Here is a 12825-nt window from a genome sequence, read left to right on the forward strand (position 1 = left end):
TTTTTTTTATGTCTTCTTGCCAAAAAAGAATCGATTTTCTTATAAATCAACCCCTTACTACGCTAATTCGCTGTATTCAGGCTATTGCGTTTGGCTTACTTAATAATTGCTTAACATAAGGGTAATATTCTGAGAATAGTAAAACTCTACTTTTGCGGCATGAAAATTAATGAATCGAAAGGTTGAAGAAAGAAAAGTGCAGGAAATTTTACCAAAGAAAAAACAAATCTTCTAATTACCAATTATTCCGTTTTTTGGTTCGATTTAGCGAAAAATTTAAAACGTTTGCAGAACGATTTAAAACGTTTGCATAGCATTACTTAAAAATAATAATATTTTTTATTGTTATAATGCAACAAATTTCAAAGAATTCGTAAATAACACCAATAATCTGAAGATTAATAGTGTGCTTGAGTTTAGGCAGAATCCCGACAGTTAATGCGGCCAAACACTCAATGCTACTATGTTTACCCTTTTCCGTATGCACTATTATTTATCGAAATACCTCACCCTTTGTAATTACATTGTTACAACATCTAATTGTTTAATTAATCATCTTATTATGAAACACCTTTCTACCTCTCCCCCACCTTTAAGATTCCTGTTGGGGGTAATTTTGTTTGCTGCTATGTGCATACCGCAGGTATATGCACAAAAAGCAGTATTCGCCAGTGTGAAAGACTCACGTAGCACAAGCAACGTTGATAGTAAAATTGTAGACATAACTGTAAAAGGCCGTGTAACAGACGAAACCACAGGCGAGCCACTCATTGGTGCCAGTGTGGTTGTAAAAGGCACACAAAAAGGTGCAACTACCGATGCAAACGGTAGCTACTCTATTGTAGTACCTAGCCAAAATTCGGTGCTTGTGGTAGGTTTTATTGGCTATACAAAAAAAGAAGTAACTGTTGGCAACAACACTACACTTGATATAACCTTAAAATCAGAAGCATCTGACCTGGCTCAGGTAGTTGTAATCGGCTATGGTACTGTTGCCAAAAAAGATATGACAGGGGCTGTAAAGTCTCTGAAAAGTTCTGAGTTCAATAAAGGTATCATCAACTCACCTGAGCAATTGTTGCAAGGTAAAGTTGCCGGGGTAAATGTTACATCGGCAAGTGGTGAGCCTGGTGCTGCACAAAACATCAGCATTCGTGGCCCAGGGGGTGTGCGTACAGGTAGTACGCCTTTGTTTATCCTTGATGGTATGGCGCTTGATAACTCAAGCACTGGTGGTGCAACAAACCCATTAACATTTTTGAACCCACAAGATATTGAGTCGATTGACGTATTGAAAGATGCCTCGGCTACTGCTATCTACGGTTCTCGTGGTGCTAATGGGGTAGTTTTAATCACTACAAAAAAAGGTAAAGCCGGTTTCTCAACCCTTACTTATTCGGGTAGTGTAGGTATCTCAAAAATAGCAAGAGCATTGCCTGTTTTTGGTGCCGATGAGTTTAAGAAACAAGTAACAGCTTTAGGTGGTGTATTAGAAGACTTAGGTGCAAATACCGACTGGCAAAAAGAAGTTACACAAACGGCCATTACACAAAACCACAACTTATCGATGGGTGGTGGTGCAGATAAACTAACTTATTATGGTTCGTTTGGTATCCAGAACCAAGAAGGTATCTTGAAAAACAGCAACCTGAACCGTTATACAGGCCGTATCAACGTAACACAAAAATTCTTAGACGACCGCCTTACTGTTGATGTAAACCTGAATGCTACCTACACTACGAACTCAAGACCTCCGACCGAGGGCCTTATTGGTGGAGCTATCACGGCGAACCCAACGTATCCGGTTTATGACGATAAAGGGAATCCTCGTAATTATCCAAACTTTACGAACCCACTTATCACGCTTAAATTGCAAAAAGATGTTACTAACACCAACCGTGTAATTGGTAGTATCTCGCCATCGTTCAAAATCACAAAAGATTTAGTTTATAAACTAAACTTTGGTATTGATAACTCAACTGCAACACGTGATATTCAGTCATTACCAAATGCTGAACCATTACAAGAAGGTAGACTTGAAACTTATAACACGTACAACAGAAATAAGTTGATAGAAAACTACCTTACTTATACTTTAAACAAAAACGCACATAGCCTTACAGCTTTGGCGGGTCACTCATACCAGAAGATATTTATTCAAGGCCGTTTTACAAGTATCAACAAATTCCCGATTACAGACATCGAGCCTATCTATAACCCGGGCTTAGGGCAGGAGTTAACTCTGGCTAACAACAAACCAACAGGTTATGCTATCGTAAACGAGCTACAATCATTCTTTGGCCGTGTTAATTACCAATACAAAGATAAATATCTGGCTACTGCTACTGTACGTGCCGATGGTTCGTCAAAATTTGGTTCGAACAACAAATATGGTGTATTCCCTTCGTTCTCATTAGGTTGGAGAATCTCGGAAGAAGAGTTCATGAAATCAGCTAATTTCAGCGAATTGAAATTAAGAGCTGGTTGGGGACAAACCGGAAACCAGGAGATTCCTTCAAAAATCACGCAGGCCCTATTTACTTCGCAAGTATCGGCTTCTACAAGTTACCCACTGTATCCAACAGGCTCATTCCCTGCCGGAACATCGTATGCACGTTTAGCTAACCCGAATATCCAATGGGAGGTTTCAACCCAAACTAACGTAGGGCTTGATTTTGGTTTGTTCCGTGGTGCCTTAACAGGAGCTATTGATTACTTCCACAAGGTATCAAACAATATCTTATTAGAGGTTATTCCTGCCGACCCGGTTCAACCTGCCGGAACATTCTGGACTAACGTACAAGATATGAATATCATAAACCAAGGTCTTGAACTAGAATTAAACTACCGCTACACAGCCGGAAATGGTTTCAGATTTGATTTAGGTGGTAACGTAACGTTTATCAAAAATATCGTTAAAAACTCGCCTTATTCAGTTATTCCGTCGGGTAGTGCTTCTGGTTCTGGTCTTACTTCGGCCACTATCAATGGTTATATCAGCGGCCAGCCTATCGGTACATTCTTCCTGAAAGAATTTACAGGTTTTGATGACAAAGGCATAAGCACTTACAGAGATGTTAATGGCGATGGCCTTGTAACAGACAACGACCGTGTTGCTGCCGGAAGTGCCCTTCCGACCAGACAATACAACATCAATACAAACTTATCGTACAAAGGATTTGACCTATCGGCCAACTTCAACGGTGTAGCTGGCAACAAAATCTACGATAACACAGCCAATGCTAACTTCTATAAACTAAGATTATCGAAAGGTATCAATACAACGCCTGAGGCAATTGCTTTTGCCAACGAGTCTATCAATAACTCGGCTCCGGTTTCAACAAGATTCCTGAAAGACGGTGCGTTTTTCAGATTGAACAACTTGTCGTTAGGATATAGCGTAAGCCCCAAAGCGATTGGTCTTGATAAATGGGTATCTAATCTGAGATTGTCAGTAACTGGCCAAAACCTATTTGTAATTACAAAATATAATGGTTTTGACCCTGAGGTAAATATCGACAGAACTATTGCCGGTATTTCTTCTTATGGTATCGATTATTTAAGTTATCCTAAAGCTCGTTCGGTAGTATTTGGCCTGAACGTTTCATTTTAAAAATTAGCACTCATGAAAAAGAAATTATATACAGCATTAGCACTTGCCGGCTTGTTGGTTATGAATAGTTGTACCGATTTGAATGAAATCGTTTTAGATGAAACATTCGGCTCTAATCTTTCAGACAAAGAGGCAACAGAGGGAATTATTGCGCCGGTGTATGCCCGCCTTCCCGACATTTTTTTGCATACAAACTATTTTGCTTTACAGGAGATTTCGACTGACGAGGCTATCCTACCTTACCGTGGTGGTACCGACTGGGGCGACAATGGAATTTACCTTGCCATGCACGCTCATACGCACGGTGCCACCGACCCAAACATCCGTAATACCTGGAACCTGATTCTACAAGGTATGTCAAGAGCTATCACGGCTATCAATACCTTGCCTACAATGAAAGATGCTTCGGCTAAAACATTCCTGGCCGAAGCAAGAGGCATGAGAGCCTATTACTCTATGCTTACCTTAGATTTGTTTGGTCTAGTTTTCGTTAAAAATGATGTGGGTGAAACGTCAAAAATTATCAGAGGCGAAGAAGCATTTGAGTACATCAAAAGCGAATTGCTGGCTGTTGAACCAAACCTTGAAACAACTGTTGGCCCTGGTAGATTATCGAAAGGTGCTGCTTGGGGCTTGTTGGCTCGTTTGTATCTGAATGCAGGTGTTTATCGTGACAGATACGCTACGCAGTTTACTTTCAAGCCTGAAGATATGGACAAAGTAATTGAGTATACCGATAAAATCATTTCTTCGGGTCAATACCAATTGTCGAGTGATTATTTCTCTATCTTCAATTCTGACAACCATACCAACAAAGAATTGATTTTTGCAGTAGACCAAAGAGCAGAGTTAAACGGCCACAACCGTATGGCTTATTTCTCAATCTCAGGCGACCAGTTCCCGCTTCCGGCTTATCCGGCGGCCAATGGCACTGATGGCCCTGCCATTACTTCTGATTTCTATCGTTCATGGACAAGTGCTTATGGCACACAAGACCCATCGGTTGACCCACGTTTCTATAAACAAAACATTTCGGTTTACACAAATCCAGCTGATTCGTGTGTAGCCGGAGACAAATTCAATATGAACCGAGGTATTTTACGTGGTCAACAATATGGCTTAATCAGAAGAAACGGTGTATTTGTAAAATGTGCAAACGGCGATTATAAAGTTGCCAAATTGAATTACGATACTCGTAACAGATCTGACTTACCGGTTAATTTCAGCGAAAAAATTGACTTTACAGTAGAAGGCAGTAACTATAACTCTGGTTACAGAGTACTGAAATATGAGTTCAGCAAAAAATCGACAAGTGGCAGAAACTTTGGTGATGCTGATATAGTTATCTTACGTTTGGCTGATATATACCTGATGCGTGCAGAAGCTAAATTGCGTAAAAGCGGCGATGCAGCCGGCGCATTGGCAGATGTAAACATTGTAAGAGCAGCAAGAACAGCGTCTACGCCTCCTCCGGCATTAACCTCTATGTCATTAGATTTATTATTCCGTGAGCGTGGATTTGAATTCTATTGGGAAATGGTACGCCGTCCGGACATGGTTCGCTTTGGTAAATACGAAAGCACCTGGACAGAGAAAACCAACAATGACGTGAAGAAAAGAGTTTTCCCGATTCCGCAAACAGCTATCGATGGCGCGTCTAATATCCCGGGTTATTTAAAACAAAACGACGGATATTAATCGCTTACTTACCTATTCTTTTACACAGCCATGTTTCCAGACTGGAAACATGGCTTTTTTGTAAGCGTTTCACCAGATTTATTCTATAATAAAATTGCTTTTGTCTTTCAAATAGAATGCAACCCAAGCCGATGCAATAAGCATTAAGGCCATCGGGAATGCTCCTCCTGAAATTTCGGCGGCGGCTGCTCCACCCAGATACGACAGTATAAAATAGAAGCCTATTTTATAGGTTTTAGGTATCCAGAATAGAATAACGAAGATGATTTCGGCTATACCAAAAGTTGTAATATAAGGGCCATAGCCTGCTTTTGTAAGCCCTGTTATGACTTGTTCGCCACCCATAATTTTCATTACACCGCTCATAACAAGCATTAACGATGGAATTGCCATAAAAATAATGGCTAAGATTTTCTGTACTTTGTTCGACATGATACTGTAGTTTTAAGATATGTTTTAGTAAATGTTCTATGCTACTACAATAATCGAAAAAAATAAGTTTATATTTTGCAGTTAATTTCTATTAGAAAGTAGTTTCCTTTAAGAAACTATCTAATTTAACTAAAGTATCAGCATAATTTGTTATAGTAGAATCAGATATATCTGCACTAGTGTACACTAATAGCACTTTGTAGCTATCTTTGTTATGAAAATGGAGCGGTATTAGCTTTTTTTAATGCCAATCCGAGTTATTTATGACGCTATGAATAAGAAAATTGCTGAAGTACCCGACCACCGAGACCATGCCCAATGCAGCCAACACATGACGGCCGTGCACGACGCTATGGATATTTTGAGTGGCAAATGGAAAATAATGATAATTGGTTCGCTAAGTTTCGGCAAGAAACGCTTTATGGAATTATTGCGTGATGTAACAGGTATAGGGGCAAAAATGCTTTCGAAAGAACTAAAAGACCTTGAAGATAACGATTTAGTAAAACGCACTGTTTATGATACCAAACCCGTAACGGTGGAGTATGAGCTAACAGAATATGGCGGTACCTTACAAGAAGTAATAGGTTCTATTGCACAATGGGGAGCTGAGCATCGCAAACGCATTTTCAATAAGTAATGTGTTCTAAAACCAAACGCACTCTTTCTGCCACAGTATAATCACCTCTGATTTCAAGAATCGGGCAGGTTTGTTGAGCCAGCCAGTTCTCGTGTGCTGCAAGTGTGCGGCCCGGCGTTGTGTTATCGTCATAACCTCTCGCCCACTCCATAAAATCCAGGTATTGTTGGTTACGCACGGGGTCGGTTAGTATAATATCTCCGTATCGCTCAAGCTCACGTTTTCGGAGCCGCTCCATTCTTACCTCATGCGGAATGTACAGAAAGACGATTAAATCAAAACGTAAATCTAATTCCCATTTAAGCAAAGAGCCGCCAAGTATCCAGCTATCATGCTTTGCTATGTCATCTGTAAGCATCTCATCCCGCAAGGCCGGATTCCGTTTAGTAGTAAAAGGCGGATTGCTTTTCTCCCAGAAATACGCATCACTATCAAAATAAGGTATGCCCAGTTCTTGGGCAAGGGCATTGCCTAAAGTAGTAGACCCACTACACGATGCCCCCATAATATGCAGTTTCATAAAACTTGTTTTGTTAGAAACATAAAGATAACTTATACCCAAAATAAAATAGATTTTAAGCAAACCTGCAAAAAAACTATTACGCTTTTATTAGTAAAATCTTAACTTTGCAAATTATTACAAATTATGTTTCTTTAGTATCTGTTGTTTGCAAAGAAATATTTATTAACAATCTGAAAAAAGATGTTTGAAAATTTAAGTGATAAGCTAAATAAAGCCGTCAAAACCCTGAAAGGGCAAGGTAGAATCTCTGATATTAACATTGCCTCTACTATAAAAGAAGTACGCCGTGCCTTGATGGACGCTGACGTGAACTATAAAGTTGCTAAAGATGTAACCGACCGTGTACGTGAAAAAGCCATTGACCGTAAGGTAATGATTGCCGTTGAACCGGGTCAGTTATTTGTTAAAATTATACAGGAAGAGTTAACAGAATTAATGGGCGGGCAAGCCCAGAGTATTAATCTGAAGGGTTCTCCGGCCATTGTGCTTATTGCAGGTTTGCAAGGTTCGGGTAAAACCACTTTTTCAGGAAAGTTTGCCAACTATCTTAAAAAACAAGGCCGCCAGATATTATTGGTTGCCTGCGATATTTACCGCCCTGCGGCCATTACCCAGCTACAAGTTTTAGGCGAGCAAATTGGTGTAGATGTATATGCCGAGCCTGAAAACAAAGATGCTGTTTCTATTGCACAAAATGCCATTGCTCACGCAAAAAGCAAAGGTAAAAATATAGTCATCATAGATACAGCCGGTCGTTTGGCGGTTGACGAAGTGATGATGAAAGAGGTTGAGAACATCAAAAAAGCCGTTACGCCAAGCGAAATCTTATTTGTTGTTGACTCCATGACAGGGCAAGATGCTGTGAATACAGCCAAGACTTTCAATGAGCGACTTGATTTTGATGGGGTTGTATTAACCAAGCTTGATGGTGATGCCCGTGGTGGTGCGGCGCTTTCTATCAAAAACGTTGTAAATAAACCTATCAAGTTTATTTCGACGGGCGAGAAAATGGAAGCACTTGATGTGTTCTACCCAGACCGTATGGCGAGCCGTATCTTAGGCATGGGCGATGTTATCTCGTTAGTAGAGCGTGCACAACAAGCCTTTGATGAAGACGAAGCCAAACGCCTGAACAAAAAAATGCGTGAGAATAAGTTTGACCTGAACGACTTCCTGACGCAATTAGAGCAAATCAAGAAAATGGGTAATATCAAAGACCTGATGGGGATGATTCCGGGTGTAGGCTCGCAGATTAAAGACCTTGACATAAGCAACGATTCTTTTAAACCAATAGAGGCTATTATCCGCTCTATGACACCAAAAGAGCGTGAAAAACCGGATATTATTGATGGTAGCCGCAAGAAAAGAATTGCCGCAGGTAGCGGAACCCAGATTTTGCAGGTTAATAACCTTTTGAAGCAATTCGATCAGATGCGCTCAATGATGAAGAAAGTGAATCAGATGCAGACAACCGGCAAAATGAAAAGCTTTAAATAAAAACGTTGTATTACGTTCCATCATAAAAAAAACACCTTGTAACGTACAAGGTGTTTTTTTATGGCTTTATGACTTTAAATTAAGAAACTTATTTCGATACAACTTTAAAATCGGCTTTATCGCCACCACCCTGAATACCAATGGCATCGATACGGGTGTCAATAATACCTGCTGCCATTAATCTTTTCTTGATTGCAAAGGCTCTTTTGGTTGCCATAGCCTTGTTATCAATACCTACGGCGTCTGTCGAATGCCCCTGAATTCTTACTTGCATTTTAGGGTATTTCTTCAGCAATTCTGCCAGTTCAGTAATAGCCGCATTAGATTTATCGTCTAGTGCCTGCGAACCTTTAATGAAGGCAACATCTTTCATCGTAAAAACCTGTCCGGCCGGCTTTGTGTTATCAGTCAGGTATGGCTCTACCTCTTTAGTAAGCGCACCACTGCCCGAAGCTGCCGCAGTTTTAATACTATCTTTTATTGCCACCGAATCAACCGCAATTGCATTGGTTGTGTCAGTTGCCAACGAATCACCTATTACCGTTGTTTCTTCCTGGCTTGCACCTTCTTGTGATGGTTTATAGTAGTTTTCATAATAATAATAACCACCGGCTCCGGCAGCAATCACTACCAGTACAATCAACAACCATTTCACAGGGAATGATGAGTTGCTTTCTTCTTCTTCCTCTTCGGCTTCTACCACCTGTGGAGCACTCGTAGGTGTACCCGTAACAGCCTTAGGTTTTACTGATGCAGGCTTAGGAGCAATTACACGCTTTGTTGCAGTTGGAGAGAATTTAGGAGAAAGTAGTTCTTGCAAACCTAATTGCGGAATCATTTTTTCTACCAGTTCTTCCGGTGCTTTCTTAAATAATGGTTCATGATGCTCGGCCAGGTAGGTGGTTAGGGCATCAACATCCATTTTATTATTGTTTATCTCTCTACTTACCGCATCAATCAAAATCGGCGTTGCAAGGCTCGAATACATCGTTGACGAATTCTTTTTAATACCTGCATAAGTACCAATCATACTAATTAACGGGCTTTTGTAAGCCGGAAAAACCTGGCTTACCAATGCATCACCTGTCTTTAATATCGCATCAAGCTTATCTTTTTTATTCAGATAAGACATCACGTCCCCAATCAGCTCTCCTCCTTGGTTACCTTTCTGTACCTGATTGTAAAGCATATTCACGCTCATGGTACTTCCGGTACGTCGTACTAAACCCGCAATTAGTGTACAAAAAATTCCGTCAATAGCTTTCTTAGTTTTCGTAGGCTCTTCGTCGGTCAACTTGGCAATTTTTGATACAACTTCATCAGTCATTGCCTCGTTCAACGTATCAAATAAGTTCATAATTTTTAAATTTTAAGTCATTCTAAATTAATTCCAACAAATTTCTTAATTTGGTTGCAAAACAACACAAAAATAAGGATTATTGGTAAATTTTTTTGCCTTTTTCTCTAACTTAAATTATGACCTCTGAAAATACAACAAAATTACGCAGCCAGGATTGGTTCGGAAAAGATGGAAAAGATGGCTTCATCTACAGAAGCTGGATAAAGAATCAGGGCTATCCTGCACATCAGTTTAAAGGCAAACCTGTTATAGGAATTTGTAATACATGGTCGGAAGTAACACCTTGTAACGGACATTTTCGTGAACTAGCCCAATCGGTTAAAAATGGCGTTTATGAAGCCGGTGGTTTCCCGCTCGAGTTCCCTGTAATGTCGTTGGGTGAAACGCTGATTCGGCCTACTGCAATGCTTTATAGAAACTTAGCAGCCATGACAGTAGAAGAAAGTATCAGGGGGAATCCTTTTGATGCCATTGTTTTACTTACCGGTTGCGACAAAACCACGCCATCGTTAGTGATGGGTGCGGCGAGTGTCGATTTACCAACTATTGTAGTACCGGGCGGCCCAATGCTCAACGGACGCTTTCAGGGCAAAGCCATTGGCTCGGGTACTGATGTATGGCGTTTTGCTGATGATGTAAAAACCGGCAAAATGACACCCGAAGAGTTTGAAGAAGCCGAATCTTGTATGAGCCGAAGCATAGGCCACTGCTCTACTATGGGTACAGCCTCAACAATGGCTGTAATGGTAGAGGCCCTGGGCCTTACCCTTCCGGGAGCATCGGCAATTCCGGCGGCTGACTCTCGTAAGAAGGTACTCGCACACATGTCGGGTATGCGTATAGTAGAAATGGTAAAAGAAAACCAGGCACTTTCTTCGGTACTAACCCGTGAGGCATTCGAAAACGCTATTATGATGAATGCAGCCGTAGGTGGCTCCACTAATCTGGTATTGCACTTATTGGCTATTGCAGGCCGCATAGGTGTTGATTTAGACCTAGAAGATTTCGATAAAATTGGCAGTAAAATGCCTTTCTTGCTCAACCTGATGCCATCGGGTAAATACCTGATGGAAGATTTTTATTATGCAGGGGGGCTTCCGGCAGTTATTAAAGAAATGTCAGAATTTTTGCATAAAACGGCTATCACGGTAAATGGAAAGAGTTTGGTTGACAACTCGAAAGGTGCTAAAATATGGAACGACGAGGTAATTGCCAGCGCCGAAAACCCTATTTTAAGAGAAGGCGGTATTGCCGTTGTAAAAGGTAACCTTTGCGAAAACGGTGCGGTTATTAAACCTTCGGCGGCATCGGCACACCTGATGCAACACACAGGCAAAGCCGTAGTTTTTGAAACCATAGAAGACTACCACGCCCGCATCGATGACCCGAATCTGGAAGTTGATGAAACCTGTGTACTTGTACTAAAAAACGTAGGGCCAAAAGGCTACCCTGGTATGCCTGAAGTAGGCAATATGCAATTGCCGAAGAAAATACTTGAGAAAGGCATAACTGATATGGTGCGTATATCTGATGCCCGTATGAGTGGTACAGCTTATGGCACGGTGTTTTTGCACGCATCACCTGAGTCGGCAGTTGGTGGTACGCTCGGCTTGGTACAGAACGGCGATTTAATTGAGGTTGATGTACCTAATCGTAAAATTTGGCTACATGTACCAGACGAAGAACTTGCCGAAAGACGTAAAAACTGGAAACCGCTCGACCTGGGCTATAACCGTGGTTATACACAATTGTATATCAACACTGTTACACAGGCTGATAAAGGAGCTGACCTGGACTTTTTAGCCGGTAAGTCTGGCCATGAAGTACAAAGAGAATCTCATTAGAAACCAAACATGATTTGAGCCTACCTTGTTAGGCTCAAATCAAAATATTCTTATGAATTTAAAATACCTGACTGCTACTATTCTTTTGCTGTTTTCAGAATTTTTCTTAATTGAGCTACCTGAGAGCCAAAGTGTAATTGCAATAGCTCTAATTCGGATTTTGGCTGCTTTTGTGCTTTGTTTGTGGTATTTCCAGTATCGCAAGCCGCTACCTACTTTAATCGATAAGCTTTTTTTTCTTACCTTACTTCTTCCCGTACTTATTTCGGTTGGTGTTATGTTTTCTCCTGGCATTATGAAAAACATCAACATTATTATACATGCTGGCATTTTGTGCCTGTGGGCAGCAGTTTTCAGGCAAATGGGAGCCGAAATCAAGTTTCAGGGAGAGTTATATAAGTTCCTTTGGAGTATTCCTATCTATGCTTTGTTGCCTATTCTGTTTTATGTCTTTTCGTTGCATACTTCCTTACCAAATTTTGACAAAGCATTGCTTCTGGGCTATACACTCATTTATATATATACGAGTACGTTAGCTTCGTTTCTGCCAATTCAGGCAGTAGATAAATTCTGGATACGTTGGAGTGTGATTCTGATGGCCTTTGCTAACTTGCTTGTTTTCTATAGCATTTTTGTCGAAAAACTTCCATGGTTGGGTACTATCCCCCGAATCACAGTAATCCTCAGCAGATGTATTTTGATTATGGCTATGCTTAATTATTTTTCAGGCAAGCAGGCATCCGAACAAAACTAGTGAAGGTAACACAAAAAATCCCGGAAGATGTTATCAACCGGGATATATCTACTTTTTAAAGTATGGTTCTACTACAAAAACCTGGCTCTCAACTCGGGTGTTGGTAAGCGGCAGGCGTCCATTTTGCCCATCAACCGATAGCGATTTTTAGCCACCAAGTCATAAACAAAATCACGGATAAACCTGGGCAGTATCTTAAAGCCATAAAGCAACTTCCAGAGACCATCCATATTGCGGGCTATCTCCAGTGCAGCATCCGACTTCTGGTAGAGTTTCCCGTCTTTTTCTAGTATTACGCTATCAAAATCAGTTAGCGTAGTTATGTTGTGTTTCTTTAGAATTTCTCTTCCGGGGTCTGACTGCAAGGCGGCAAATTTGAAAATACCTTTTTTGTCTCTGTCAATCAGAAAATTGATAGTGGAATTACAGAAATTACAAACACCATCAAATAAGATAACCATGTT

General features: G+C 40.6%; 10 protein-coding genes. 6 read left to right on the forward strand and 4 right to left on the reverse strand.

Annotated features, from left to right (window positions below; all coding sequences use genetic code 11):
• Positions 1-562 precede the first annotated feature (562 nt).
• Positions 563-3613, forward strand: a complete 3051-nt coding sequence (locus WAE64_RS11430) for a SusC/RagA family TonB-linked outer membrane protein (RefSeq protein ID WP_340236542.1) — start codon at positions 563-565, stop codon at positions 3611-3613.
• A gap of 12 nt (positions 3614-3625) precedes the next feature.
• Positions 3626-5311, forward strand: a complete 1686-nt coding sequence (locus WAE64_RS11435; RefSeq protein ID WP_340236543.1) for a RagB/SusD family nutrient uptake outer membrane protein — start codon at positions 3626-3628, stop codon at positions 5309-5311.
• 78 nt (positions 5312-5389) lie between these two features.
• Here WAE64_RS11435 and WAE64_RS11440 read toward each other — a convergent pair whose 3' ends face one another.
• Positions 5390-5743: a DoxX family protein gene (locus tag WAE64_RS11440; protein WP_340236544.1), complete on the reverse strand. Its 354-nt coding sequence runs from the start codon at positions 5741-5743 to the stop codon at positions 5390-5392.
• A 271-nt stretch (positions 5744-6014) separates the two neighbouring features.
• Between WAE64_RS11440 and WAE64_RS11445 the strand changes: the two genes are divergently transcribed.
• Entirely contained in the window at positions 6015-6383 is a 369-nt protein-coding gene (locus WAE64_RS11445) for a winged helix-turn-helix transcriptional regulator (RefSeq protein WP_340236545.1), read from the forward strand.
• On the opposite strand, the gene WAE64_RS11450 is transcribed toward WAE64_RS11445, so the two are convergent.
• Entirely contained in the window at positions 6373-6903 is a 531-nt protein-coding gene (locus WAE64_RS11450) for an AAA family ATPase (RefSeq protein WP_340236546.1), read from the reverse strand. The genes WAE64_RS11445 and WAE64_RS11450 overlap by 11 nt on opposite strands.
• A 183-nt stretch (positions 6904-7086) precedes the next feature.
• Here WAE64_RS11450 and ffh point away from each other — a divergent pair, with 183 nt between their 5' ends.
• Complete coding sequence (gene ffh, locus WAE64_RS11455) at positions 7087-8403, forward strand: signal recognition particle protein (protein ID WP_340236547.1); 1317 nt, start codon at positions 7087-7089, stop codon at positions 8401-8403.
• A gap of 88 nt (positions 8404-8491) precedes the next feature.
• Here the strand turns inward: ffh and WAE64_RS11460 are convergent, their stop codons facing one another.
• Positions 8492-9760, reverse strand: a complete 1269-nt coding sequence (locus WAE64_RS11460) for a DUF937 domain-containing protein (RefSeq protein WP_340236548.1) — start codon at positions 9758-9760, stop codon at positions 8492-8494.
• Positions 9761-9879: 119 nt separating this feature from the next.
• Between WAE64_RS11460 and WAE64_RS11465 the strand changes: the two genes are divergently transcribed.
• Positions 9880-11607 carry an IlvD/Edd family dehydratase gene (locus WAE64_RS11465; RefSeq protein WP_340236549.1) on the forward strand — a complete coding sequence of 576 codons (1728 nt, stop codon included), beginning with the start codon at positions 9880-9882 and terminating at the stop codon, positions 11605-11607.
• A gap of 52 nt (positions 11608-11659) precedes the next feature.
• Positions 11660-12361 carry a hypothetical protein gene (locus WAE64_RS11470; RefSeq protein WP_340236551.1) on the forward strand — a complete coding sequence of 234 codons (702 nt, stop codon included), beginning with the start codon at positions 11660-11662 and terminating at the stop codon, positions 12359-12361.
• Between the two features lie 71 nt (positions 12362-12432).
• Here WAE64_RS11470 and WAE64_RS11475 read toward each other — a convergent pair whose 3' ends face one another.
• Positions 12433-12822: a thiol-disulfide oxidoreductase DCC family protein gene (locus WAE64_RS11475; protein WP_340236552.1), complete on the reverse strand. Its 390-nt coding sequence runs from the start codon at positions 12820-12822 to the stop codon at positions 12433-12435.
• Positions 12823-12825: the final 3 nt, after the last annotated feature.

The organism is Emticicia soli (assembly GCF_037860775.1).
GTDB classification, from domain to species: domain Bacteria; phylum Bacteroidota; class Bacteroidia; order Cytophagales; family Spirosomataceae; genus Emticicia; species Emticicia soli.